Genomic DNA, 26556 nt, shown 5'->3' on the forward strand with positions numbered 1-26556 from the left:
CCCTCAGCCGCCCCCCCCGGCGGCCCGCGCGCCCCGGCTCGGCGGGGGGGCGACCCCGATCCGCGAGCAGGCCCACCAGGCGCTGACCATCCTCGGGGCGCCCGCCGGGCCCAAGCTGATCGCCTCAGCCCACGAGGCCTTCCTCTCGGAGGCCGTGGTCACCACCCGGCTTGGCTCACTCCGGCGTGACGAGGAACGCTCGTTCACCGCCCAGCCGTCCGCCCGGCCCTACTACATCTGCCCCGCCCTCAGCCACGACCGGCTCATCCCCGTGCGTGGCGTGCTCGCCGTGTCCACCTGGCCGCTTGAGCGTCGGATCATGGGCCCCTTGGGGCCGCGCGTCGACTTTCTGACCCATGCCGCGAGCATCGCGAGGCAGATCGCCCGCATGCGCGCCGCCGGCCATGAACCGACTTTGCCCGTCTGGGCGTTGCTCCGCCGGCTGGCTCTGAGCATCCCCGGCGCCTACGACGGCACGGGGATGCCGGAGACCGACCGCGTGATCCAGGCCGCCGAGGCCGAGGCCGCGGTGCACGCCGAGGCAGACGAGGCAACCCGCCACGAGGCCGCCGACCGGGCCCGCGAGTCGCTGGCGGAGCCGGTGCGGTTGCTCTTCGGCGCCTCGCGCACGAGCGGCACCGAGCGGGCCGCCGAGCCTGGCGGCGTCGGGTAGCGGCGGACGAAACGGCGATTACCGGCCAAGGCGTGAGACAAGCCGGTAAAGTCGTCTTCCCCCTCATCCGCGCGCTGTTCCGGCCCGCACGCGTCCCGCGCCCGCGTCGAACACCGTGTGCACGTCGTCGTTGTCGTCCTCGTTACCCCCGTACCGCATGTCACGCAACGGAAGAGGCCATGCCGCCAACCACTCCTCCCGCAGTCGGAGTCAGTCACCTCGATCGGCTACGCGGCAACGAGAAGCGGCGGCAGTACACCGCGCGGAAGATCACGGCGTTGACCGTCAACCCCGGCTGCCAACGGCGAGCCGTGTTGGACGCGGCCGGGATCGACAAGACCAGGCTCGCCGACCGCCTTGGGCAGCCCGCGCCGTTCGGCCAGTCCCCGTTCGCCATCACCCGCCAGCGGGCCTTCGAGGAGCAACTGAAGGCCAACGGCTACGCCGAGCTGATCACCCTGCTGCGCGAACAACTCGGCGTCCCCATCGCCGAGGCTGCCGTCGCCGACCTCAACTCCACCTGGGAACGCGAGGGGTTGGGGACGCGCGCCAAGGAGACGAAGCACCTGCTCCGCGCGATCGCCGAGGACCGCGAGGCCCGGGTGATCCTCGACCACCCCGTGCTCACGCTCGACATCGCGGGCACCACCGCCTACCTGGAGCCGGACGTGGTCAGCCACCGCGTCGACGACCACCTCTACGTCGTGGTCATCCGCTCCTTCGCAGCCGTGGACGGCCGTGCCGACGCGAACAGCGTCGCCGAGGCCGCCAAGCAGGCCGCCGTCCACGTACTCGCCCTCCGCTCGGTGCTGCGCGGGGTCGGAGCGGACCCGTCGCTCGTCGCCGACCGCTTCCTCCTGGCGCTGCCCCGGGACTTCACCAACCGCCCCTACGGCCGCTTGGTCGACCTCCGGCAGCAACTCGACGCCGTGGAATACCAATTGGGCCGCCTCGGCCGGGCCGAGGCCGTGGCGAGGTCGCTTCCCGCCGGTGCCACCCTCGACCTGTCAGTGAACCAGCACACCAACCAACCCACCGTCGCCGACGAACGGTTGGCCCGCACCGTGGACGCGCTGCCGCACCTCTACGGCCCCCGCTGCCTTGACATGTGCGAACTGGCGCGCCGCTGCCGGCAGGAGGCGCAGGACGACCGTGACCCCGCACGCCTCGGCAGCGTCGTCCGCGACAGCCTCCCTGGCCTCGGGGACACCGTCACCGCCCACCACCTCGTCCACGGTCAGCGCACCCCCGAACCGGACCAGGAAGAGGTCGTCGCCCAACTCGGTGCCGCCGCCCGGCTCCGCGCCCGTCGGCTCGCCGCCGGAGGCGCGGCGTGAGCGCGCTGCGGGTGATCGCCACCCTGGAGGCCGCGGCCACCGGCCGCGCCGTGCCGATCACCACCCGGCGCCACACGTACCTCGCCGAGCGCCCCTTCGTCCTCATCCCGCTCAACCTGGCCGGCGAGGCATGCGCCCCGCTCGCCGCCCTGGCCGGCTCAGACCCCGACGACCCCCGGCTGCTCGTCGTCCCCCAGCCGAAGAACCGCGACGACCGCTTCCGCTTCGCCGACCAACTCGCCAACCAACTCCTGCCCCACCTGGCAGAGTTCACCTCCACGACCGAGACCTACGAGCGTGGCAAGGGCGCCGCCAGGGAGGAACGGGAGCGCTACACCGACGCTCCGCAACTCGTCGTCCCCAACGCCGGAGCCGTCGCCTTCCTGCGCCTCCTCGGCCGCTCCACCCGCTTCCGCCGCACCGAGGGCCCCTACGCCGTGGACCCCTCGGTGCCCCGGCTCGGCCAGTGGCTGACCTGGTTCACCGACCAGTGGGAGTTCCCCACCTCCAGCCTGGTGCTCGCCCTCACCCAGACGCTGTCCGCCCACTGGGCCACCGGCCAGAGCCCCACCGAGGACGCCCTCCTCGCCGCCCAGCTGGCCTGGATCGACCCTCCGCCCGACAGCGACGGAGCAACCGCCGCCCTCCTGGCCGAAGATCCCACCCTTGTCCCGCCGGCCGGCCCTGCCACCGACCCGGTCTTCGACCAGACCCTCGACGTGCTGTACCGGGCCATCGACAAGGCCGCGGGCGACCGCCGCCGCGCCGCCGCCATCCGCCAGCTCGAGGCCCAGCTCCGCACACAACTGCTCCCCACCTGGCGACTGATGTGGCGCGGCATCGACATCCTGCGGGCCATCCCGCCGGCGCCCAGCGTCGCCGCCCGCTGGCAGCACGACCGGGAGCGGTTCACCGGCTTCTTCCAGTACGTCGCCGACGGCGGCCTGCCGCGCGGCCGTTGGGAACACGCCTCGGGCGCGGCCCGGCGGCTCTCCCGCTTGGAAGGCGCCGCCGCCCGCTACCAGGCGGAGCGCGCCTTCGACGACCCGCTGGTGATGGCCGAGTTCGAGCTGACCGGCGAGGCCGTCGCCGGCACCGTGACCGCCGCCGAACCCGGCCGCACGGTGCGGAGCGCCAAGGGGCGCGCGGTGCTGCGCCCCCTCATCACCCTCACCACGACGGCCGGCACCGGGCGGCTCCGGGTCGGCGACAAGGTACACAGCCCCGCCCGCCCCACGCAGGCGGCCGAGGTCCTCGACCTCCGCGTCACGACCGACGGCACGCACGAGATCGACTTCGAACTCAGCGGCGGCATGGGGCGCAAACTCCAGCCACCTCCGGGCAGCGTGCCCGAGCTCGGCGAGGAGGTCTGTTACGCGAGCTTCCAACCCAACAAGGTGACGCCGCCGCTCCCCGCCGACGAGGACACGCCCTGGACCCACGGCGGTCCACCCGAGCCCTACGAACCCACCGACGACGACGCGAACGAGGCATGGGAATGACCACCCTGGAGACCCCCGGGGCACGCGCCGACGCCGCCGTCGCGACCGTGCTGCACGACCTGGACCACCTTGACGGAGACACCAGCCGCGGCGTGGTCGTCGACTCGCCACCCGGCGCCGGCAAGTCCACCCTCGTCGTACGGGCCGCCCACCACCTGGTCGACTGCGGCGAACAGGTCATGGTCGTCGCCCAGACCAACGAACAGGTCGACGACCTGACCGAACGCCTCGTCCGGGACCGCACCGACCTCACCATCGGCCGACTCCTGGCCAGCGACCGGTCACTCGCGCCCCGCCTGGCCGCGCTACCCGGTGTGGTGGGAGCCCGCAACATCCCGGAGCTTGGCACCTCGCCGCCCCCGATCATCGTCGCGACCGCCGCCAAGTGGCCCTGGGTCAAGGAAGGAGACGGCCACTGGTCGCGGGCCATCATCGACGAGGCGTACCAGATGCGGTCCGACGCCCTCCTCGCCTGCGCGCCGCTCTTCGACAGCGCCCTGTTCGTCGGTGACCCGGGCCAGCTCGACCCGTTCAGCACGGTCGAGACCGACCGATGGACCGGCCTGACCTGGGACCCGTTGCGCAACGCGGTCGACGTCACCCTCGCCCACAACCGCGACATGGCGACGCGCGCCCTGCCCGTCTCCTGGCGGCTGCCCGCCACCGCGGCCCCGCTGGTGGAGCGCGCCTTCTACCCCTTCACCCCCTTCGTCTCCGGCACCGGCCAGGACGACCGGCGGATGACACTGCTCCGCCCCTTCGCCCCCGACCGGATCGACCAGGTTCTCGACCAGGCGGCCGAGACCGGCTGGGGACTCCTCGAACTCCCCTTCCGACAGACCCTCCGCACCGACCGCGAGCTCGCCCGCGCCCTCGCCGACACCGCGAAGCGCCTCCTCGACCGGGGCACCACCACCTACTGCGACCAAGCCCCCGACGGCCGCCTGCTCACCCCCGAGCGCCTTGCCATCGGCACCGCCCACAACGACCAGGCCGAAGCCGTCCGTTCAGCCCTCGCGCCCGAACTCGACGGCATCACCGTCGACACCGCCAACCGCCTCCAAGGCCGCGAGTTCGACGTCACCCTGGTGTGGCACCCGCTCTCCGGACGCGCCGACGCCAGCGCCTTCCACCTGGAGACCGGCCGCCTCTGCGTCCTGCTCTCCCGCCACCGCCACGCCTGCCTCGTCGTCGCCCGCGCCGGCATCCCCGAGCTCCTTGACCGGCACCCCTCGCACCAGCCCGTCCACCTGGACGTGCCCCCGAAGTTCCCCGACGGCTGGCGTGCCCACCAGATCGTCATGGACCACCTGCAACGACCCGAGCACCGCGTCCAGATCCTCGACTGACCGCACAGAGAGGCAGCCACCCGAAGATGCCCGAGGTCCGCTACAAGGACACCAGCTATCCCGTCTCCCGCCTGGTGCAGGACATCGCCGGCGGCGAGATCGCCCTTCCCGACCTGCAACGACCGTACGTGTGGCCGGCGGCCAAGGCCCGCGACCTCTTTGACTCGATGTACAAGGGCTTCCCGGTGGGCTATCTGCTCTTCTGGGAGACCGGGGTCGACGCCGGCACCCGGCAGATCGGCACCGGCGACGCCCAGCAGGTCGCGCGCCAGCTCATCGTGGACGGGCAGCAGCGCCTGACCTCCCTCTACGCGGTGATGAGCGGCGCCCCCGTGACGCGCGAGGACTACTCGACCGGGCGCATCCGCCTCGCCTTCCGCCCCGCCGACGCCACCTTCGCCGTCACCGACGCCGCCGTGGAACAGGATCCCGAGTACCTGGCGGACATCAGCGAGCTGTGGAAGCCCGAGAACCGCAAGCGGACCGTCCGCGCCTTCCTGAGCCGGCTGGGGGAGAAGCGGCCGCTCGACGAGGACGAGCGGGACGCACTCGACTCCGCCATCGACCGCGTCTACGAACTCGGCTCGTACACCTTCAAGGTGGTGGAGCTGTCCAGCTCCGTCGACGAGGAGGAGGTCGCCGAGATCTTCGTGCGCATCAACAGCAAGGGAGTCGCCCTCAACCAGGCCGACTTCATCCTGACGTTGATGTCGGTGTTCTGGGAGAAGGGCCGCCGCGAGCTGGAGGAATTCTCCCGCGCCGCCCGCGAGCCGTCCCTCGCCGGGCCCTCCCCGTTCAACTGGTACATCCAGCCGGACCCGTCCCAACTGCTGCGGGTCACCACCACCGTCGCGCTCAAGCGGGCCGTGCTGAAGCAGGTCTACACGGCCCTGCGCGGCAGGTCCCTGGAGACCGGCAAGCCCGACCCGGCCCGGCGTGAGGAGCAGTTCGCCAAGCTCCAGCAGGCTCAACGGCACGTGCTCGACCTCACCCACTGGCACGAGTTCCTCCAGTGCCTGGAGCGGGCCGGCTTCCGGGGCACCAAGATGATCTCGGCACAGAACGCCGTCCTCTACAGCTACGCCCTCTGGCTGATCGGCCGCGTCGAGCACCAGGTGCCCATCGACCGGCTGCGCGAGGTCATCGCCCGGTGGTTCTTCATGGCCCACATGACCGGCCGCTACTCCGGCTCCTTCGAGAGCCAGGTCGAGAACGACCTGGCCCGCCTCAACTCCGCCCGCAAGGACGGCCGGAGCTTCGTCGCCACCCTCGACAAGATCACCGACGACACGCTCAGCCGCGACTTCTGGGAGATCACGCTCCCCAACGACCTGGACAGCTCCGCCTCCAAGTCGCCGGCGCTGATGGCCTACGTCGCCGCGCTCAACATCCTGGACGCCGACGCCCTGCTCTCCACCACCAGGGTGCGCAGCCGGCTCGACCCCGCCGTCACGCTGAAGAAGGGCATCGAGCGCCACCACCTCTTCCCCCGCAACCACCTCAAGGGACAGGGGGTCAAGGAGACCAGCCGGATCAACCAGATCGCCAACATGGCCCTGGTCGAGTGGAGCGACAACATCGCCATCTCCGACCGGCCGCCCGCCGACTACTGGCCCCAGCAGCTCGCCGCCAAGGCTCTGCCGGCGGACCGCCTGGAGCGGCAGCGCTACTGGCACGCCCTGCCGCCCGGCTGGGAGCACATGCCGTACGGCGACTTCCTGGCCGCCCGCCGCGCCCTGATGGCCGGCATGGTCCGCGACGCCTTCCGCACCCTGGGCGACCACGACTACCGCCCCGTCTACCCCGAACCCGGCGCACCGCCCCGCACCCCCGAGCGGTGGATCGTTCTCTCCGACCTCATCGCCGCCGGGCTCCTCACGCCCGGCACCGTGGTGGAGTCCCGGCAGGGCGCGTACGAGGCCACCGGTGAGATCGACGCCGACGGCAACATCGTGCTGGACGGCCAACGCCACGACACGCCCTCCGGAGCGGTCCGCGCCCTGGGCTCCACCGCCAACGGCTGGACGTTCTGGCGGGCTCGGACCGCGGAGGGCCCGCGGCCACTCGACGAGCTGCGGCGGGAGTACCGCGAGCGCCACGGCTGACGAGGGCCCGGCGGTGCACGGCCAGCGCTCCACAGCCGGAGCCATATGATGATCTGTTCGCGTGGTGTTCAGGGGAGGTAGGGGCGGGCGATGGGCGAGAAGAAGCAAGGAAGCATGGCGTCACCACTCCAGGTCCAACAGGTCCGCCAAGCGCTGTTGCGCGACTATGCCGGGCGCATCTACGACGAGGATCTGAAGGGGTACGACGCGCGGGGGCGTGAACAGCGCTTCCTCTCCCGCGCGTTGACCGCGGCCGCCGTCAGGATGGTCACCGGATGCGACCACGAGGCGGCCGGCCGGGCCGTGATCGACGGCGAACGGGACCAGGGCATCGACGGGGTGGCCGTCAGCGAGAGCTCCCAGGACGTGTGGCTCGTCCAGGCCAAGTGGAGCGACGACGGCAAGGGCAAGCTGGACACCAACGCGGTCCACAAACTGATCGCCGGATTCCGCCTCATCGAACAGCGCAACTTCGACCGCTTCAACGACCGCCTCGGTGACCCCATCGCCGCCCGCGTGAACGCGGCGTTGGGCGACGCCCGGCTGAAGATCACGCTCGTCATCGCGGTCATGGGCCCCGGCCTGCTCTCCGACGAGGTCACGGCGGCCCTCGAGGACGTGTGCGACGACTTCAACGGCGCCCTCGGGCCCGTGCTCGGCTATCGGGTCGTCCACGCCGCCGACTTCCACAAGCAACTGCGCGACGACCTGGCACCCGAGCCGGTCAACGTCACGGCCCGAATGGCGAACTGGATCAAACGGGACGTGCCCTTCGAAGCGTGGCAGGGGACGGTGGCGGCGAGCGACATCGCCCGGTGGCACGCGGTGCACGAGTCCGGCCTCTACGAGGAGAACGTGCGGAACTCGCTCGGACTCACCCGCATCAACTCCGGCATCAAGACCACCCTGCTGACCGAGCCGGAGAACTTCTGGTACTTCAACAACGGCATCACGGTGCTGTGCGACACCATCAAACCGACATGGCCGGGGCGCCGGCGCCCGGACGAGCCCGTGGACCTGCTCCTGGAAGGCATGAGCGTGGTCAACGGGGCCCAGACGGTCACCTCGATCTACGAGGCCATGCGCCAGAACCCGGAGAGCGTCGAGGACGCGGACGTCACCGTACGGGTCTTCTCCCTCGGCGCCGAACGCGCCGCCTACGCCACCCGGATCACCGAGACCACCAACACCCAGAACGACGTCTCACAGCGCGACTTCATCGCCCTCGACACCACCCAGGCCCTGATCCGCGAGGAGTTCCGGCTCTCCCTCGGCAAGACCTACGTCTTCAAACGCGGCGAACCCGACCCCTCACCGGACGCCGGCTGCTCGGTCGTCCACGCCGCCACCGCCCTGGCCTGCGCCTACCGGACGCCCGAACTCGCCGTCCGCGCCAAGTCCGACACCGATCTCCTGTGGGAACGCGGCACCGGCGGCGCGTACCCCCGCCTCTTCGGCGAGGCCCCGGGCGCCGTGGAGATCTGGCGGACCGTGCTCGTCTACTGGGCGGTGGGCGCGGCCCTGGAACGGCAGCGCAAACGGCTGCACGGCCGGGCCGCGGACATGGCGTCGCGTGGCGACCTGCTCGTCACCCACCTGGTGTTCCAGCTCATCGACCGGGAACAGATCGACGACAGCTCCATCGACTGGCAAGCGGTGCTCGACCAGGTCCCGGACCTGACCGCATCGGTGCTCTCCTGGCTCATCTACCACGTGGACGCCGAGTACGGAAAGTCATCCTTCCTCAACAAGACCTTCGGCGACGAGTCACGGTGCAAGCTGCTCGCCCAGCGGGTGCTCGCCGACGCCCGACGCGGCGGCACGGTGCCCGTGCTGGCGGACGACTACCGGCCCCCGGCCAAGCGGGGCCGGCAGCCGCGGCGACCCAACGCCGTTCCCACGCTGGTCAACTCGGGGCGGCTCGCCAACGGACTGCCGCTGCGGTTCCTGCCGAAGTCGGACGCCGAGCGAACGGCCGTGGCGGGGTGGCTGGCGGAGGACCCGCGCAGGGGCCGGGCGACCTGGATCAACGACCGTGTGCGGTGCCTGCTGTGGGAGTACGACGGTGGGGCCTACTCGGCCAGCGGACTGGTCACCCGTATCTGGGAGCTGGCCGGCTACGACAACGCGCCGGTGGCCGTGCAGGGACCGTCGAGGTGGACTGCCGACGGACAGAAGACCCTGTGGGATCTCGCGCTTGAGGTGCTTGAAGACGGTGGTGAGGAAGAGGAGAACTGATCAAGCCTTCCGGGCGCGGGGTGGTGGGCGTCTCGGACAGTTGTCAGCTCCTGACCCGTACGGGATCGCCGGCGTGCAGTCTCAGCGTGCGACCGTCGTCGAAGGTGAGCAACACGGCGAGCCCACCCGTGGCGTACTGGTCGACTCGCACGAGGCGCACCCGTCGCCATTCGCCGGACAGTCGTACCCACTGCCCGCTCGCACGGTGACGGCGACGACCTCCGCCTCGGCGGAGTCGTGCGCCGGCGCCGGGGCCTTGAGCTCCGCCCACACCGTCTTCCCGGGGCCGTCTGCGCGGGTCTCCCATCCCCAGCGGTGCGTCAGTGCGGCGACGAGAAGCAGACCCCGGCCGCCGGTCGCCTCCGCGTCGGGCTCCCGCGGTTGGGGACACCCCGCGCCGGCATCGCTCACCGCCAAGCGCAGCAGGCCGTCGGCGACCAGGTGCGAGATCCGCACTTCGACCCGGGCGCAACCGCCCACGACCGGAGCCTGTACGGCGTTCGTCACCAGCTCGGACAGCACCAACTCCGCGGTGTCGATCACCTCCTGATCGAGGTGCCAGCCGCCGAGTATGGCGTGAAGCGCGGCTCGTGCCCTCGGCACGCTGCGGTGGTGTGGCAAGAGTCCAAAGCGTGCTCGACGTACCTTCGCGTGCTCTCCCATGGCGCCCCCGGAAGTTCGATGCAGCCTCAACAGGCCGGTTACTCGGTGTAGTTCGCAAGATTCATCGAGTAACAGCGTGCCGCTTCCGCTTCGGTTTGCGCAACGTTGAATGGATGCTTTGAACCTCCATTCACTCGATCGAGTTGAACGTGAGGCGACGAGCCGCCGCCCCTGATAGGGAAGACGCATGCCAAATGTGAAGCCGTCCACCGTGCTCGGGCGCCAACTCGGCGACGATCTACGACGACTCCGTGAAGCCGCCGGTCTGTCGACGTTCCAAGCAGCCGATGTGCTCGACTGCACCAAGGGAAAGATCAGCCGGATGGAGAACGGTCACGTTCCCGTTCGATCTCCCGACCTCATCGCTCTCATGGGGGCCTACGGGGTCTCGGACGAGGAGACACGGGAACGCCTCATCGCGCTTGCCCGTAAGGCCAACCGCCGGCGCAGAGACGGATGGTGGCACCAGTTCGGCTCGGTGCTCGCTGACACCTACCGGGACTACATCGAGATGGAGAGCATCTGCGACCGCATCCGGACGTACCAGGTGCAACTGGTGCCTGGGCTTCTCCAGACAGCCGAATACGGACGGGCTGTCACGGTCGCCTCTCGGGCGTGGCAGAGCGCTGAGGAGGTCGATCGGTTCGTTCAGGTGCGCATGGCACGGCAGGAGCGTCTCACCGACGAGTCACCGTTGGACCTCTGGGCTGTCCTCGCCGAGGGTGTGCTGCGCCAGCAGGTGGGCGGGTCGGCTGTCATGCGTGGCCAGTTGGAGCACCTGGCCACCATGGCGGAGCGATCCAACATCACCATCCAGGTGCTGCCGTTCTCGCGTGGGGCTCACTCGGGTATGTTCGGCCCGTATCTGCTGCTGAGCTTTCCACAGGTGGCGTCACTGGACCTCGTCCTGACCGAGACGCCGACGGGCAACCTGTGGAGAGAGCAGGAACCCGAGGTGGCTCGATACCGCGAGCTGTTCGACGATGCCCGCACCGCTGCTCTGCCGCCACATGAATCGCTCGGTCTGATTCGCCGCATCGCCAAGGAGTACGCACCATGAACGTGAAGTACCTGGAAAACCCCGACCCGGCTCGTCTTGCATGGCGTGCCAGCAGCTACAGCGGAGGCCAGGGGGAGTGCGTGCAGGTCGCTGATGGCGTTCCGGACCTCATACCCGTCCGCGACAGCAAGCGCCCGACGGTCCAGGTGATCGCCTTCCCACACGCCGCGTGGCGTGCCTTCGTTGCGACCCTGGGCTGAACTGCGTCAGCCCAGGACCGTCGCGATGGCCAGTGCGATCCGCTCGATCCAGTCGACCGCGTCCGAGACGTCGGCGTCCGTGATCGGGCGGCGTTCTTTGAGGTCTCCGTCCAACAGATCCGCGTCGTGGGCGATGCGGTTTCGGCGGTCGGTGATCGAGATGTACTTCTGCTTGAGTGACTGGGCGTTCATGGCCGTGCGGCCGTGGTTCCACTCGTTGAGCTGAACGGCGGCCTTCGCCCAGATGTCCTCCTCCGTGACCAGCCTCATCGCCTCGCTGATCTTGCGGGGGTTCTGGAGGGCGGCGTTGCCCCACTTGGCCTTGACGTGCTCGGAGACGGCATCCGCCAGCGTTGTCGTGCCGCGCCGGACCTCCTCCACCTTGACGAGCGGCAGCTCGAACTTGGTGAGCTGGTAGGGCATGCCTGGGCTGTCCTCCGCCGCCAACTCGGCCACCCGCCGGTACAGCTCCTCGTGGAACCAGTGGTCGATCGCGCTCACGGCCTGGACCCAGGCGGCGCGGTAGAAGTCGCCGATGTCGATGACGGGGGACTGGAAGGGAGCCAGCGCCCGACCGGCGACGATCATCTTCCGCGCGTACTCGATGTTGGTCAGGAACGCTCGGAACTCGCGTGTCTGCGGCTGTGCGGGCGGCACGGCAACTCCCCCGTCTCGCTTGATCGGAACCGGGAGTCAGCATTCCGTTACTGACGGGGGAGGGGCAAGTGCGGAGTCGATCAGTTGCTTTCGGTTGGCTGGATCGTGTCGGTGTCGGCGGAGACCTCTCCGCCGAGCGCTTCGGCGATCGCCGCGAACTCGCTCAGGGCGGCCTGTAGATCCTCGACGATCTCCTGAGCGATCACCTCGGGCGGCAGCAGACTGTCAGCGTCATCGAGCGCCGGGTCCTTCATCCAGGTGATGTCGAGGTTCACCTTGTCCTGGGCGATCAGCTCGTCGAAGTCGTAGCACTTGAAGCGTTCGCTCTCGACACGCTCGCTGCGCGGCCTGTCGGCCTGGTACGCCTTGACGAACTCCTCCAGGTCGGCGCGGGTGAGCGGGCGCTGCTTGAGAGTGAAGTGCTTGCCGGTTCGGAAGTCGTAGACCCAGAGCTTGGAGGTGTTGTGCCCGCCGCCGGTGCGCGGCGGCTTCTTCTCGAAGAAGAGGACGTTGGCCTTGACGCCGCCGGCGTAGAAGATGCCGGTGGGCAGGCGGAGAATGGTGTGCAGGTCGAACTCCTCGAGGAGCCGGCGCCGCACCTTCTCGCCTGCGCCGCCCTCGAAGAGCACGTTGTCCGGGAGGACGACGGCGGCACGGCCATCCATCTTCAGCAGCGACATGATGTGCTGGAGGAAGTTGAGCTGCTTGTTGGTGGTCGTGGCACGGAAGTCGTCCCGTTCATAGGAGATGTCCTCGCGCTCGACCTTCCCGTCCGTTCCGACGACGGTGATCGCGGACTTCTTACCGAAGGGCGGGTTGGCGAGGACGAGAGAGGCATGCCTGTCGGGCTTCGCGGCGAGGGCGTCGCCGACCGTGATGAGGGATTCGCCGTCGGCGTCTCCGATCCCGTGGAGCAGCATGTTCATCGCGGCGAGCCGGGCCGTGCCGGTGACCAGTTCGTTGCCCCAGATCGAGCGGGTTCCGAGAGCGAGACGCTGCTCTCGGGTGACGTCCTGCATGTGGTTCTTGCGGATGTAGTCGTGTGCCGCGATAAGGAAGCCACCGGTGCCGCAGGCCGGGTCGGTGATGGTGTCCTCTGGCTGCGGTCGCATTACGTCAACCATGGCGTCGATCAGTGCGCGGGGCGTGAAGTACTGACCGGACCCGGTCTTGGTGTCCTCGGCGCCCTTGGCGAGCAGACCTTCATAGGCATCGCCCTTGAGGTCCGTTCCCTGGATCGTCCACTCTTCCTTGCCGATGAGGTCGACGACCAGCTTTTCGAGGAGAGCGGGCTCGGTGATGCGGTTCTGAGCCTTGGCGAAGATCGTGCCGAGGGTGGTTCCGGGGCTCTTGGCGAGCTCTTCGAGGATCTTGCGGTAGTGAACTTCGAGCTCGATGCCCCTCCGATGAACAAGCGACTGCCAGTCGCACTCGGGAGGAACGACGGCCCTGGCTTCTTTCTCGGTGAAGGGGTCGGAGGCGATCTCATCGACCATCTTCAGAAAGAGGAGATACGACAGTTGCTCGACATACTCGATTGTCGAAAGGCCGTTGTCCCGTAGGACATTGCAGTAGTTCCAGAGCTTGGCGACCAGCGTGCTTGTATGCGCATGCGACTGGACGGGCGTAGCTGAGGTCACAGCGGAAGCTCTTCCTGAACGGCGTTGGGTGCGGGAACGAAGCGTGCGGGCGGCGGCAGTGTATCTGTGCTAGGGGCGTCTCTGGAGCCGCGAGTCTGCTCGGTGCTGCACGTGACCCCACGCATTTGCTGCCAACTCGGCCCTTCGTGGCTACTTCGGTTTGCCGTTGAATGAGGCGCCTCCTCGGAGGCATCACTGGGAACGAGTTCCCCGCTGAAAGCATGCAAGAGTAGTGAAAGTCGAAGATGATTAGCCTTTTTAAGCGCTGCATCGAGCTGGTGGGTTAGGCGAGCGATGCGGTCCCCAAGTTGATAGATTGTGCTGACGATTCTCCGCTGGGTCGCCAATGGGGCGAGGGGTACAGGAATCGACGCAACCTTTGCCTTGTTGAGTGCCGGTTGATTGCCCCCTGAACTGGCCCTGCGTGTCTCGAGATAGCGCTGCTCAAGAACGAGGTAAATATATTCTGGCAGAACTCTTGTCTCGGATACGCGAATTGATGCACAATTTTGGTTATGCGCGGCCTCGATGTCAAGGATTGCTGCCTGTCCTCTCGTTTTCCCTTCTCCGATCATGGCGATCATCACTGTTCCTGGCGGATGTAGGCGTGCTTTCTTGTTGGAAATCGCTTCTTCGCTGATGTGTTCGCGAGTGCCTGAAATCCGCCCAAAGCTGACTTCGCCGCTGGATACCCAAGGGATTGCCCCAGCCCAAAGGCTCGAGTTTGTGCGACTTGGAGTGGTGCCAACATTGACGGTGAAGAGGTCACCCACTGTCGTCCAGATCCATCCCCTTGGGATGCTCCAGGGGGTGTCCTGGCGAGCGAGATGTGCCCGTGGTCTAAAATCCTCCGCTGTTCCTTCTGAAAGGTCCAAAGGGATTCCTTCTCCGCGAAGAGCGCGGCTGATCGCCGTCTGTCGCACTTTTCCGGAGCGCGACATCGAGCGTCGCAACAGTGTGCCAGCAGTCTCGAGGTGGGACAGATGGTATCCGAGGGTCTCGATGATGCGGTGCTGTTCTGCAAGCGGGGCAATTGGGATCTGTAGGTCCATCAAGGCTGCGGTCGATAGCGAGGCGACCGTGGTTCCCGCTTTTCGGCACTTACGGAGAATGGGCCCCTCGTATGCGCGGAGGGCCCAAGCCACCCAGAGCGGTAGGATTCCCTCATGGGGATGGACCGCCTTTATGTCCTGGTTGAGTGTTGCAGCGAATGGGATGAATGCTACGGGCACCTTGCGCTCCAAAATGCCCGACCGCATGACAATTGCGACCGATCCGGCAGGCACAAGACGTACCGCAGTTTTTTCTATCGCGGCTTTGGTGATGCGCTTCTGTGTTGTGGAGATTACCTCCTCTCCCATGTCCTTTGGGGAAATCCAAGGAATTGATCCAGAAGTCCAGAATTCGGCGTGACTCTTTGAAGGGGTGCTGCCGCCGTACCAGTCCCCGAGGTCGCCAAGACGTACCGAGGACCACCCTGTTGGAAGTCTTGCCTCACTCAACTTGCTCAAGCCAACTCTCGATTCAACTCATCCAGCAAATCCCGAACATCCCGCCCCGAAAACGCGTGCGCGAAGCCGCGTCCGCCGCCGCGCCCCTTGAACGGCTCGGCGTTGAACTCACCCGTGCTGATGCCGACGTCGCTCGCGACCACGTCCCTTATGGCCCGCAGCCACCACATCTGTTCCTCCGAGAACCTCGCTCCGGCCTGCTCCTGCCGGAGCAGCCAGCCCTCGAAGCGCTCGTTCACCGTTTCCCGGTAGGGCCGGAGTTCCGCTTCCACGCCCAATTCATACCGGATCAGCGATATCAGGTCCGGCACCCCGGCCTCGCGTCCGCCGCCGGGGGACTGCACGGCCGCGCCCAGGTCCGCGTAGTACGTCCACAACGTCTGCGGCGTCCAGGCGTATGGCGGTCGGCGGATCTCCAGGCACAGCTCCTTCATTGCCGCGTACGCGTCGCCCGGCGAGACCCCTCGTGGGCCCGACAGGGCGATGTTGATCGCCGCGATGCGGTCGCGCTCGTCCTCCAACAGGCGACTCCAGCGGCCGATCTCCTCCCGGGCGCGCTCCTCCCTCGGGACCTCCTCGACGTCCGTCACCGTCACGGCGGTGAACTCGTCGAAGACGTAGTCCTTGTCGCGCCGGATTTCGATGATCAGCCGTCGAAGCTCGGGGCTGCCGGTGAGCGGCGCGATGGCGTCCTCCACCAGCTTCCGTGCCGCTGCCCGGCCGCCGTCGTTCAACGCCCGCTCCTGGCGGTCGGGGTCGACGGCCCTGACGATCGCCCCGGCGATCTCCGACAGCGTTCGGCCGCCCGCCGCCTGCGTCAACTGCTCGCGCTCGTCGTCGTTCAACTGCTGGTTCAGCCGTGCCAGCCGCCCGGCCAGGATCTCCGCCTCGCTCGCGCTGATCGACTTCGTCCCGGCCTTGTCCAGCAGCTTGGCGAGCGAAACCTGCCGCTCGCCCGCCGGAACCAGCGGCTTGGCGTCGACGAGCGGCGAGTCCGTCACGCCCACCGCGTCCACGAGCACGAACCGGTCCTTGCGGACCGAAACGTCGGCCTCCGGGGTGACCTCCTGGAGCTCGGTCGGGTCGATGGTCCGGGCGCCCCGGCCCTTCATCTGCTCGAAGAGCACCGCGCTGCGCACCTCGCGCAGGAAGATGACGCACTCCAGGGCCTTCACGTCCGTCCCCGTCGCGATCATGTCGACCGTGACCGCCACCCGCAGCTTCGGCGACGTCCGCAGCGCGCGGATCAGCTCGTCCGGGTCCTCGCCGGCCTGGCGGCTCTTGTAGGTGATCTTCTTGGCGAAGTCGTCCCCGCGCCCGAAGACCTCCTTGACCTGGGCCAGGACGTCCTCCGCGTGGTCCTCGCCCACCGCGAAGACCAGCGTCTTCGGCAGCTCCTTCCGCCCGGGGAACCAGCGCTGCCAGTTGTCCCGGAAGGTGGTCAGCACGGCGCGGATCTCGTCGACGGCCACCACCGACCGGCCGATCTGCCCGGTCGTGTACGTGAAGTCGTCGTCGAGCTCCTGGTACCGCTGGCGCCTCGTCTTGCGGTCCTTGACACGCACCGTCGTGCCGGACTCGATCGTCGCGGCGCCCCGCTCCCGCAGGTCGGTGTGGAGGCGGACGACGTCGAAGTCGACGTTCACCCCGTCCGCGACCGCCTGCGGATAGGTGTACTCGGAGACCAGGTTGCGGTTGAAGAAGCCGAGGGTCTGGGGCGGCGGGGTGGCGGTCAGGCCGACCAGGTGCGCGTCGAAGTACTCCAGCACGCCCCGCCACTGGCCGTAGATCGAGCGGTGGCACTCGTCCACGACGATCAGGTCGAAGGACTCGATCGGCACCCGCGGGTTGTAGCCGACCTCGATGGGGTCGTCCGTCTCGTAGGTCTCCTCGTAGGCCGTGGAGTCGGCGGCCTCGTCGTTCGCCTCGTCGTCGACCAACTGCTCGCCCCGCAGCAGCCGGTACATCTTCTGGATGGTGCAGATGACCACCGAGGAGGTCTCCTGCAGCCCGGCCGCGCCCAGCCGGTCCACGTTGTAAATGTCGGAGAACTTCCGGCCGTCGTCGGGCGTGGTGAACCTGCGGAACTCGTCGAGCGCCTGCTTGCCCAGGTTGTTGCGGTCGACGAGGAACAGCACCCGGCGGGCCTTGGCGAACTTCAGCAGCCGGTACGTCTGGGCCACGGCCACGAAGGTCTTGCCGGCGCCGGTCGCCATCTGGATCAACGCCCGCGGCCTGTCCTCGCCCAGCGACTTCTCCAGGCCGCTGATCGCGTCGATCTGGGCCAGCCGCAGCCCGTTGGCCTCCAGGACCGGCAGCCTGCGCAGCGCGGCGCGGAACGTCGGTGCCTCGGTGGTCTCGTCGGCGCGCCGCATCCAGTCGGCGACCGTTTCGGGGCGGTGGAAGGAGAAGACCCCGCGGGAGCGGGCGTCGGGGTCGAGCCGGTTGACGAAGTACGTCTCCGTGCCCGTGGTCGCGTAGCGGAACGCGAACGGCTCGCCCGGGCGCCAGACGGCCAGACTGTGCTTTTTGGCGACGCCGGCCGCGTACCGGTCGTTCTGCACCACGGCGCTGGACAGGTGGTCGCCCTCCCGCTTGGCCTCCACCACGCCGACGATCCGGCCGTCGACGTACAGCACGTAGTCCGCTCGGCCCGTGGCGAGCGTGAACTCCCGCACGGCGACGCCCTGCCCGGCCTGCGGGTTGACCTCGTCGCGGTCCTGGACGAGCCAGCCCGCGTCGCGCAGCATCTCGTCGATGCGGGCCCGCGCCTGCACCTCGTTGAGTGGCGCCGGCCGCTGCGCGCGGCGGATGATGCCGTCACGCCGCTCCTCGTGCACGCGGCGGGGCTGCCGCTGGGCGGCCTGGTACTGAGCCTGCTGGGCGGTGCGGAGCCCGGTGATCTCCGTGGTGAGCTCTTCGAGGCGGGCCAGCAGCTCCTTCTTGTTGGCCTCGGCACTGGCGATCAGGCGCTCGGCCTCGACGCGCGCCTTCCGCTCGGCTTCGAGAGCGTCGCTGGACTCGGCGAGCCGGGTCCTGGCCTGGGTGAGCGCCTGGCGGTGCCCGTCGAGGGCCTCCTGCAACTGGGCGAGCTCGGCGGGGTCGGTGACCTGCGCGGTGTCCCCGGGGTCCGTGGGCGGGACGAACTCGGCCACCGACCGCCGGCCGTCGATCGCGTCGTGGAACCAGAGCCCCAGCTTGTAGCAGACGCGGACGGCGGTCAGCGCGCGCGTGGTGTCGAAGAGATGGGCGTGCGCCGCCCTGTTGCGGTCGCGGCGCAGCTGGTCGAAGTCCCTGCGGATCTCGGGGACGAGCACGCCCGCGCGGGTCAGGGCGACCAGCCGGTCGATCTGGCGGTCCCCCTCGACGCGCATCCCCATGCGCGTGACGAGCTCCTCCGCCAGGACCTCGCCGAACTGTCCGGCCTGCACGAGGGACGAGTTGGGGTTGCTGAAGACCGTGGCCTCGGCGGACGCGCCGTAGAGCGACAGCAGCGGTTGGTACTGGAAGAGGACGCCGAAGTTGGGTGATCTCCGAGCGAAGTCCCGAAGCCGGTCGTCCACGGTGCCTGTCCCCCTCGTCGCCCTGCGTTTCGGTGACAGGCCAGTTTACGCGGCCGGGCGTGGACGCCATCGGCACCGAGTGGGCGTAAAATGGACTCGGCTTAAGTAAGATTCAATCTACGTAAAATGCAATCTACCTTTATGAGACGGGAGGTGCTGGGTGGCGACCACGTTCACGGGGCGAGCGGCTGACCTCGACCTGCTGGGCCGACAGCTTGGTCTCGTCGTCGGTGGCGGAGGTCCCACCCGCGGCCGGGCCGTGATCATGACAGGGCGGCGGCGGGTGGGGAAGTCCCGCCTGGTCCAGGAGTTCTGCGACCGGTCGGGGCTTCCCTACCTGGTGTTCCAGGCCACCCGGGGGAGGAACGCCGTCGCCGAGCGGGCGGACTTCTCCGCGACGCTCGCGCAGTCCGCGCTGCCCGGTGCCGAGCTGCTGGGCGGGCTCCGGGCCGGGGACTGGAACCAGGCGCTCCGCTCCCTCGCGGCCGCGGTCCCGGAGGACGGCCCGAGTATCGCGGTGATCGACGAGGTCCCGTGGCTGGTGGAGCAGGACGCGGAGTTCGAGGGGGCGTTGCAGACGGTCTGGGACCGCCACCTGTCGGCGAAGCCGATCCTGCTGGTCCTGGTCGGCAGCGACATGTCGGTGATGGAGGCGCTGCAGACGTACGGTCGTCCGTTCTTCGGCCGGGCCGCGAAGATGACCGTGCGGCCCCTCCACCTCGCTGACGTGCGGGCCATGACCGACCTGGACGCGGCGGACGCGGTGGACGCGCTGCTGATCACCGGGGGCTTCCCGGAGATCGTCCAGTCGTGGCGGCCGGGAATGAACCGTGGGGAGTTCCTGCGTGAGGCCGTGAGCAACCCGCTGTCGCCGTTGCTCGCGGCGGGCGAGTTGTCGTTGCTCGGGGAGTTTCCCGAGTCCTCGCACGCGCGAGCGGTGCTGGAGGCGGTCGGCAGCGGCGAACGGACGTTCTCAGCGATCGCCGCACAGGCCGGAGGCGCGGGCGCCCTGCCCTCCGGAACGCTCTCACCGCTGCTGAACACCCTGCAGTCCAAGCGGATCCTGGCCGCTGACCTGCCGTTGTCGACCAAGGCGGACACCAAGAACAAGCGCTACCGGATCGCCGACCCCTACCTCCGGTTCTGGCTGGCCTTCCTGAAACGGGGAATTCCGCTCGTCGAACGGGGACGCGGAGAGTTGGCTCTGGAGCGTATCGAGCGCTCCTGGACCTCATGGCGCGGCCGAGCGGTCGAGCCGGTCGTCCGCGAGTTGTTGCTGCGCCTGCTGCCCGACGAGCGCTGGCCCGAGACGGAAGCGATCGGCGGCTGGTGGAACCGGCTGAACAACCCCGAGATCGACCTGATCGGCGCCGACCGTGAACCGATCGCGGGCGCGGTGCACTTCATCGGCTCGGTCAAGTGGCTGGAGTCCCAGCCATTCGGTCGCCGGGACTACGACGCCCTGGCCAGGGACATGCTGGCGGTGCCCGGCGCCAGGAGCGACACACCGCTGGTGGCCGTCTCCCGTAGCGGCGTCGCCGCCGATCTCCCGCTCGCCGCCCACTGGGGGCCGGAGGACCTGGTCCGCGCCTGGCAGCACTGAGGCGCCGAACCGCCAGCGGCGCGACTCCGGTCCCGCCGCGTAGGGTGCCCGCATGACGCTGACGCCTGGGATGGAGATACCGGGGGAGTTCGCGCGCGGCACCGTTGCGCGCGAGGGCGAGCGTGGGGCGGTATGGCTGGCCGAACTGCCGCGGACGGTGGACGAGTTGGTGGAGCGCTGGGGGTGTGTGCCGGACGGCGCGGTGCGGCACGGCGGGGTCGGCGTCATCGTCCCGGTTCGGCGGTCCGGCGGGGAGGCCGCGGTGCTCAAGGTGTCGTTCCCGCATCCCGGGAACGACCACGAGCCCGACGCCTTCGAGGCGTGGGGCGGGCGCGGGGCGGTGCTGCTGCACGAGCGGGACGACGACCGGTACGCGATGCTGCTGGAGCGGGTAGGGGCGGCGACGCTGGCCGAACTCGTCGATGGCGACGAGGTGGTGGCGATCGCCGGGCGGCTCAGCCGCCGGCTCGCGGTCCCCGCGCCGCCCGCGCTGCCGCGGCTGCGGGCGCGGACCGAGCGGTGGGCCGAGGAACTGCGCGTCGGCTCGGCGGAGTTCGGGCACCCGCTGCCGGGCCGGGTGGTCGACGCGGCGGTGGCGACCGTCACCGAGTTGGGCGGAGACCGGTCCGACACCCTGATCCACGGCGACCTGCACGCCGGGAACATCCTGCCCGCCGAGCGCGAGCCCTGGCTGGCCGTCGACCCCAAGGGGTGGGCCGGCGACCCCGCCTATGACGCCGGCACGCTGCTGAAGTCCCGCGCCGTGACGTTCCTCGGCGCGGACGATCTGCCGAAGGCCGTCCGGCGGGTGATCGACGTCTTCGCCGACGCCGCCGAGCTCGACCGGGAACGCGTGTTGCGCTGGGCCCAGTTCCACGCCGTGCAGACCACGTTCTGGGGGCGCCGCCACGGCTTCCGGATGGCACGCGGCGGCCCGCGCCTTGACCAGCTCACCGCGTTCGCCGACCACCTGGCGGTGCTGCTCACCGAACTCGCCGGACGGTCCGCCTGACGCTCAGCGCGTGGGCTCGCGCCCCGCGGCGAGTTCGGCGAAGACGTGATCCGGGTCGTGTTGCTTCCAGTAACGGAACATGAGGGAGAGGCCGTTTTCCTCGCCCGTGGGCAACGAGCCGATCGGCAGCGCCGGGTCGACGAGGAAGCGGGGCTCGTCCCACTGCTGCGCCACAACCGCGAGCGGGCGACGGTCACCCGCCACCAGGATCCAGGTGGCCCGCCCGCCCGCGATGGTCGCGAGAAAGTGGCGCTCGAGCAGCCGCGCGACGATGTCGGCCAGCGGGGTCTCCGGCGGCAGCTCGGTCGTCTCGGCGTGCGGGAGGACGTCGTCGCCCATCGCGACGCTGCCGCGGTCGACCGTGACCCTCATCGGCGTGCCCGGGCCCACCAGGCCGCGGCCTGGTCGGCGCGGCCCGTCGCGTTGAGCAGTTCGGCCAGCCGCTCGCTCGCGCCCACGTGGCCCTGCTCGCCCGCGGCGGCGTACCACCGCTCGGCCTCGGCCGGTTCGCCGAGCTGCTCCTTCAACCGGCCCAGGTTGGCCATCCCGTCGGTGCTGCCGACCTTGGCCGCTTCGGTGAACCACCGCTCGGCCTCCCCGGTCACGCCCTGGAGCACGTACTGGATGGCCAGGTTGTTCATGCCGGTCGCGCTTCCGGACTCGGCGGCGCGCCGGTACCAGTCCATGGCCTCGTCGCGCAGTCCGGCGCGGCTGGCGAAGGTGCCGAGGTCGTTCATGGCGGCGGCGTGGCCCCCCGCGGCGGCCCGGCGGTACCAGTGCTCGACCTCGTCCTGCCGCTCGGGCCGGGGGAGCGAGGCGCCGAACTCGTACATCGCCCACGGGTCCCCGGCCTCGGTGGCGCGCTCCAGCCACCGTGCCGCCTCCTCGTGCCGGCCCGTCGTCCTGGCCAGCCACAGCAGGCACTTGACCGAGGTGACGTCGCCGCGTTCGGCCGCCGGGCGGAAGTGCCGTTCGGCGGCCTCCACCATGCCGGACTCGGCGAGCCGCGAGCACCACACGGTGACCTCGAACTCGTCGTCGACGGCGGCCGCCTGCGGCAGCACCGTCATCGCGGCGGGCCCGATGCCCCGGCCCAGTATGTCGTCGTCGCTCATGGCGCCAACCTACCGAGCGCGCCCCGGCCGTCCGTAGGAAAGCGCGGCGGCGAGCTGGCAGGAAGTGGCCGCGGGGGGCGGTCGCCGACGTAAGCCGACGTGAGCCGCCGTAAAGCGGACGCAACAGACCGCCCGAACGTTTTTCACGCCCGGGACGTACGGTGCGTGCGGCCCGCCACCCGTCCGAAAAGGGGCGAGAGGCGGGCATCCTTCGCACCCTCATGAAGTAAGGCCCGACGTGACGACCTTCCCCCGGCGTGTGAAACGCCTCGCCACCCTGCTGGCGCTCGCCTGTTGTGCCGGCCTCGCCGTCCCGGGCGTCGCCTCCGCCGCTTCCGGTGACGCCGACCCCGAGGTGGCCTCGGGCCCGTCCTGGTCCGTGACCCGTGTCGCGGGCGGTTTCGAGGTCTCCCTGGAACTCGACAGGACGCCGCCCGTCACGGCGAGCGCGCCCACCCTCGCCGTCGACGGCCGCGTCCTCGGCCCCGCGACCGAGTCCGCCGACGGGCGCACCCTCTCCCTGGTCACCAACGACCCCTCGGTGGCGGACGCCACCGAGGTCACCACCGACGCCTTCGGCACGGAGGCGACGGCCGGCGACCGCGAGCAGGCGGCACCCGCGCCGGCCCCCGCCGGCGACCAGGAGGCGCTGGCCGCCGACCCGGCGCGCCGCGGCGACCACGAGGTGTACGAGGCCGAGTACGACTTCGGCGACCAGGCGGTCCCGCTGCTTAACATCGGCGGCATCCGCGGCGAGATGACGGGGAAGATCTACCTTCCGGACGGCCGCGGCGAGGCGCCCGTCGTCGTCTTCCTGCACGGCCGGCACACCTCCTGCTACGGCTCCGGTGCCGCCAACCCGGCGCGCTGGCCCTGCCTGGCCTCGCCGGACAGCTCCGAGCAGCGGTTCCCCATACCCAGTCACCTCGGCTACGAGGACCCGGCCCGCGTGCTGGCCAGCAACGGCTACGCCGTCGTCTCGATCTCCGCCAACGCGATCAACGCCAACGACAACCAGCTCTCCGCCGACCACGGCGCCCAGGCCCGCGGCCAACTCGTCCTCGACACCCTGCGGATGCTGGAGCGCGCCAACGACGGGCAGGCCGTCGGCTTCCACGACGCGTTCACCGACCGGGACGTCAGCCTCGACGACGCCCTCAGCGGCGACCTGCGGCCGGCGGACCTCGTCGGCCGCCTCGACCTGGACGACGTCGGCCTCATGGGCCACTCGCGCGGTGGCGAGGGAGTGGTCGCGGCCGCCACCCTCAACGACGCCCGGCCGGTGGCGCGGCAGTACGGGATCGACGCGGTGCTGCCGCTCGCGCCCGTCGCCTACGACCGCATCACGCTGCCCAACACGGTGACGGCGACGATCCTCCCGTACTGCGACGGCGACGTGGAGAACCTGATGGGCCAGCACATCGTCGACGACTCGCGGCACGCCTTCGACGACGACGTGCTCCGCTCGGCGGTCCTGGTGATGGGCGCCAACCACAACTACTTCAACACCGTCTGGACGCCCGGACTCTTCCCCGCGGCCACCGCCGACGACTGGGCCTCCTTCGCACCCGCGGGCGACGACCCGACCTGCGACGCCGCCGCGGCGACCACCACCCGCCTCACCGCGGCGGAACAGCGGGAGGTCGGCGTCGCCTACCTGGCCGGCTTCTTCCGTCTCGTGCTGGGCGGGGAGGAGGAGTTCCTGCCGCTCTTCGACGGCTCGGACGTGATCGCCCCCTCGACGGCCCCGTTCGCCACCATCACGGTCACCGCCAACCAACCCGCCCGCTCCCGCCTCGACATCGCCACCTTCGAGCGGACGTCCACGGCCGTGCGCGCCTCGGGCGACGCCACCGCGGAGGTGTGCGCCAGCATGGGCGGCCAGGGCGGGGTCACCCTGCCGCAGCCCCGGCCGTTCTGCGCCACCACGGTCGACCAGGCGGCGCTCCCGCACTGGTCACCGGCCCTGTGGGCGCCGAACGTCCCCTCCTCGCCGATGCTCCACCTGTCGTGGACCTCGGGCGACGGCGATCTCCGGGTGAGCCTCCCGCGCGGCCGGCGCGACCTCGCCGACTACGAGCGGATCTCCGTGCGGATGGCCGCCGACGCGTCCGTCGCCACCGCGACCGACGTCACCGTCAGCGTCACCGACGGCGACGGCGAGACGTGGTCGGCGCCCGTCTCGGAGCTCAACGCCGACGCCGTCACCCGGCTCCCCGGCGCGGACCACCCCTGGCTGCGCAAGATCATCCTCCAGCAGGTCAGCATCCCGACCGCCGCTCTGGACGGGCTCGACCTCACCGACGTGCGCGAGGTGCGCTTCACGCCGGCCACGGACTCCGGCGGCGTCTACCTCTCCGACCTGACCGCCGAGAACCCGGCCGTCGGCGCCCGCCGCCCCGCCCGGCAGGCGACCGTCGACATCGCGTCGACCCGCGTCGAGGAGGGCTCGGGCCCCGGCACCGCGCAGGTCGCGGCCGTGCTCTCGCAGCGCGTCGGCCACCCGGTCACCGCGTACGTCAGCGTCTTCGGCTCCGCCCAGGGGCGGGCCGGGGTCACGATGCGGGAGGTCACCTTCGCGCCCGGCCAGGTCTGCGTGCCGGTGGCGGTCCCCACCTACGGGGACACGCTCCCGGGCGCGACCGCGACGACGTCCTTCAAGGTCTCGGCGACGAACGTCTCGGGCGCCGTGATGGGCGACGCCGGCTTCGGCACGCTGACCGTCCGCGAGGACGACGGCGTCACGGGCGGTTCCCCGGCGCCTGAGGTCGGCGAACGGGGCGACGTCTGCGCCGAGTACGCGGCCGCCGGGCGTACCGGCGGGCTGCGGGTCTCAGGACCGGTCACCGCCGGCTCGACCGTCGAGGTCGGCGCGCGGGGCTACCGGGCGGGCGAGAGCGTGGAGTTCGCGCTGGGCGCCACGTCCCTCGGCCGGGCCGTCGCGGACGACCGGGGCGCGGTCGCCTTCGAGGCGGCGGTCCCGGCCGGCGCCCCGACCGGCGAGGCCACGCTCACCGCGACCGGCGCCGGCTCCGGGTACACCGCCGAGGCCCGGGTGCGGGTGCGGCCCGCGCGCTGACGCCCCGTCCGCCCGCGACCGTGGCCGGGCCCCGACAAAGGGCCCGGCCACGGTCAGGGCTCGTCAGGGCTTGAACGCGACGCCGGCCAGCAGGCTGACCTCGGCGTCCGTCATCGTCTCCCGGGCCAGCACGTGCAGCCGCGCGCTGGACTCGTAGGGGCGCCAGCGGTGGGCCACCTCGAGTCCCGGCTCCACCAGGTCGAGCCCGGCGAAGAACCGCTCGACCTCGGCCCGCGTGCGCACCTGCGCCGGGGTGCCGCTGGCCCGGTAGATCTCGACGGCCTTCGCCGTGGCCACGGGGTCGAAGTCCGGCGTGGCGTGGCTGATCGTCAGGGCCGAACCGGACGGCACGGCGTCCACCAGCGTCTTGACCACGCCGTAGGGGTCCCGGTCGTCCGGCATGAAGTGCAGGACCGCGCAGAGGCTGAGGGCCACCGGCCGGGTGAGGTCAAGCGTCGACGTCAGCTCGGGGGCGGACAGGATCGACTTCGGATCGGTGCCGTCCGCCCTGAGGTACGCGGTGCGGCCCTCGGGGGAGCTGTCCAGTAGCGCCTGCGCGTGGGCCAGCACCAGCGGGTCGTTGTCGACGTACACCACCCGGCACTCGGGGGCGACGCTCTGGACCACCTCGTGCAGGTTGGGGGAGGTGGGGATGCCCGTGCCGATGTCGAGGAACTGCCGGATGCCGGCCTCGGCTAGCGTCCGCACGGCCCGGTGCATGAAGGAACGATTCTCCCTGGCGAGCGTGATGATGCCCGGGTACACCGTCAGGGCCTGTATGGCGGCCTTGCGGTCCGCCTCGTAGTTGTCCTTGCCGCCCAGGAAGAAGTCGTACATCCGTGCGGAGTGGGGCCGGCCGAGGCGAAGGTCCTCAAGCCCCACCTCGGGGATGGCGGCGATGGCGGGCTCGTTGCCGTCCATGACAGCCCTTTCGTCTCGACGCTCGGTGCGCTCACGGTGCCGCCATGGTAATCGCGCGCCGTGCCCCGGCACGACACGCAACTCCCTTGCGCAACAGGCGTGTCGAGGTAACGCACGTCAGCCGAGGTCGGTGACGGGCGTGCCGGGCGTGTGCGCGGCGAAGAGCGGATCAGGATCGCCGCGCTGGCGTTGGCCGCGCTGGTCGACGGCTGGGTGGTGCACGAGGCGCTCGACGCGACGTCCGCACGCGGCCGGACCGGGCTCGGCGACGCGGTGGCGCTCCTGGTGGACGGGCTGCGCGCCCGGGAAAGCTGAGCCCCGACCAGCA

20 protein-coding genes are annotated in these 26556 nt (G+C 70.1%); 12 read left to right on the forward strand and 8 right to left on the reverse strand.

Annotated elements, in window-relative coordinates:
- The 6 genes from E1265_RS36880 to E1265_RS06335 form a co-directional block, all read left to right on the forward strand.
- Positions 1-673: hypothetical protein (locus E1265_RS36880; protein WP_165953664.1), on the forward strand; the 673-nt coding region annotated here is incomplete at its 5' end.
- Positions 674-852: 179 nt separating this feature from the next.
- Positions 853-2010 carry a hypothetical protein gene (locus E1265_RS06315; RefSeq protein ID WP_132929222.1) on the forward strand — a complete coding sequence of 386 codons (1158 nt, stop codon included), beginning with the start codon at positions 853-855 and terminating at the stop codon, positions 2008-2010.
- On the forward strand, positions 2007-3512 hold the full coding sequence (locus E1265_RS06320; RefSeq protein ID WP_132929223.1) for a hypothetical protein: 1506 nt from the start codon (positions 2007-2009) through the stop codon (positions 3510-3512). The genes E1265_RS06315 and E1265_RS06320 overlap by 4 nt, the downstream gene beginning before the upstream one ends.
- Positions 3509-4861 (forward strand): AAA family ATPase, encoded by a 1353-nt coding sequence (locus E1265_RS06325; RefSeq protein WP_132929224.1) that lies wholly within the window; start codon positions 3509-3511, stop codon positions 4859-4861. The genes E1265_RS06320 and E1265_RS06325 overlap by 4 nt, the downstream gene beginning before the upstream one ends.
- A 26-nt stretch (positions 4862-4887) precedes the next feature.
- Positions 4888-6966, forward strand: coding sequence for a DUF262 domain-containing protein (locus E1265_RS06330; protein WP_132929225.1), 2079 nt, complete (start codon positions 4888-4890; stop codon positions 6964-6966).
- 114 nt (positions 6967-7080) lie between these two features.
- Positions 7081-9204, forward strand: a complete 2124-nt coding sequence (locus E1265_RS06335) for an AIPR family protein (protein WP_243740569.1) — start codon at positions 7081-7083, stop codon at positions 9202-9204.
- A gap of 81 nt (positions 9205-9285) precedes the next feature.
- On the opposite strand, the gene E1265_RS06340 is transcribed toward E1265_RS06335, so the two are convergent.
- The gene (locus E1265_RS06340; RefSeq protein WP_243740570.1) at positions 9286-9807 is read right to left on the reverse strand and encodes an ATP-binding protein; all 522 of its coding nucleotides are present in this window, start codon (positions 9805-9807) and stop codon (positions 9286-9288) included.
- Positions 9808-10054: 247 nt separating this feature from the next.
- On the opposite strand from E1265_RS06340, the gene E1265_RS06345 reads away from it, so the two are divergent.
- Both E1265_RS06345 and E1265_RS06350 read left to right on the forward strand, forming a co-directional pair.
- Entirely contained in the window at positions 10055-10927 is an 873-nt protein-coding gene (locus E1265_RS06345; protein WP_132929227.1) for a helix-turn-helix transcriptional regulator, read from the forward strand.
- Positions 10924-11127, forward strand: a complete 204-nt coding sequence (locus tag E1265_RS06350; RefSeq protein ID WP_132929228.1) for a DUF397 domain-containing protein — start codon at positions 10924-10926, stop codon at positions 11125-11127. Before E1265_RS06345 ends, E1265_RS06350 begins: the two co-directional genes overlap by 4 nt.
- A 6-nt stretch (positions 11128-11133) precedes the next feature.
- Here E1265_RS06350 and E1265_RS06355 read toward each other — a convergent pair whose 3' ends face one another.
- From E1265_RS06355 to E1265_RS06370, 4 genes are all read right to left on the reverse strand, one after another.
- Entirely contained in the window at positions 11134-11784 is a 651-nt protein-coding gene (locus E1265_RS06355) for a hypothetical protein (RefSeq protein WP_132929229.1), read from the reverse strand.
- Positions 11785-11864: 80 nt separating this feature from the next.
- On the reverse strand, positions 11865-13424 hold the full coding sequence (locus E1265_RS06360; protein ID WP_132929230.1) for a class I SAM-dependent DNA methyltransferase: 1560 nt from the start codon (positions 13422-13424) through the stop codon (positions 11865-11867).
- Entirely contained in the window at positions 13421-14935 is a 1515-nt protein-coding gene (locus E1265_RS06365) for a restriction endonuclease subunit S (RefSeq protein ID WP_132929231.1), read from the reverse strand. Before E1265_RS06365 ends, E1265_RS06360 begins: the two co-directional genes overlap by 4 nt.
- Positions 14932-18498, reverse strand: a complete 3567-nt coding sequence (locus E1265_RS06370) for a DEAD/DEAH box helicase family protein (RefSeq protein WP_132929232.1) — start codon at positions 18496-18498, stop codon at positions 14932-14934. The genes E1265_RS06365 and E1265_RS06370 overlap by 4 nt, the downstream gene beginning before the upstream one ends.
- A 265-nt stretch (positions 18499-18763) precedes the next feature.
- Between E1265_RS06370 and E1265_RS06375 the strand changes: the two genes are divergently transcribed.
- Together E1265_RS06375 and E1265_RS06380 are read left to right on the forward strand one after the other, a co-directional pair.
- Complete coding sequence (locus tag E1265_RS06375; protein ID WP_243740573.1) at positions 18764-20101, forward strand: DUF234 domain-containing protein; 1338 nt, start codon at positions 18764-18766, stop codon at positions 20099-20101.
- A gap of 52 nt (positions 20102-20153) precedes the next feature.
- Positions 20154-21113 (forward strand): aminoglycoside phosphotransferase family protein, encoded by a 960-nt coding sequence (locus tag E1265_RS06380; protein WP_132929234.1) that lies wholly within the window; start codon positions 20154-20156, stop codon positions 21111-21113.
- A gap of 3 nt (positions 21114-21116) precedes the next feature.
- Here E1265_RS06380 and E1265_RS06385 read toward each other — a convergent pair whose 3' ends face one another.
- The gene (locus E1265_RS06385) at positions 21117-21485 is read right to left on the reverse strand and encodes a hypothetical protein (RefSeq protein WP_132929235.1); all 369 of its coding nucleotides are present in this window, start codon (positions 21483-21485) and stop codon (positions 21117-21119) included.
- Positions 21482-22228 carry a tetratricopeptide repeat protein gene (locus tag E1265_RS06390; protein ID WP_132929236.1) on the reverse strand — a complete coding sequence of 249 codons (747 nt, stop codon included), beginning with the start codon at positions 22226-22228 and terminating at the stop codon, positions 21482-21484. The genes E1265_RS06385 and E1265_RS06390 overlap by 4 nt, the downstream gene beginning before the upstream one ends.
- Positions 22229-22466: 238 nt before the next feature.
- Here E1265_RS06390 and E1265_RS06395 point away from each other — a divergent pair, with 238 nt between their 5' ends.
- The gene (locus E1265_RS06395) at positions 22467-25307 is read left to right on the forward strand and encodes a hypothetical protein (RefSeq protein ID WP_132929237.1); all 2841 of its coding nucleotides are present in this window, start codon (positions 22467-22469) and stop codon (positions 25305-25307) included.
- A gap of 63 nt (positions 25308-25370) precedes the next feature.
- On the opposite strand, the gene E1265_RS06400 is transcribed toward E1265_RS06395, so the two are convergent.
- Positions 25371-26228, reverse strand: a complete 858-nt coding sequence (locus tag E1265_RS06400) for an SAM-dependent methyltransferase (protein ID WP_132929238.1) — start codon at positions 26226-26228, stop codon at positions 25371-25373.
- A 150-nt stretch (positions 26229-26378) separates the two neighbouring features.
- Here E1265_RS06400 and E1265_RS36885 point away from each other — a divergent pair, with 150 nt between their 5' ends.
- Positions 26379-26543: a hypothetical protein gene (locus E1265_RS36885; RefSeq protein ID WP_165953665.1), complete on the forward strand. Its 165-nt coding sequence runs from the start codon at positions 26379-26381 to the stop codon at positions 26541-26543.
- Positions 26544-26556 lie beyond the last annotated feature (13 nt).

The sequence above is a fragment of the Streptomyces sp. 8K308 genome (assembly GCF_004348315.1).
GTDB lineage: Bacteria > Actinomycetota > Actinomycetes > Streptomycetales > Streptomycetaceae > Streptomyces.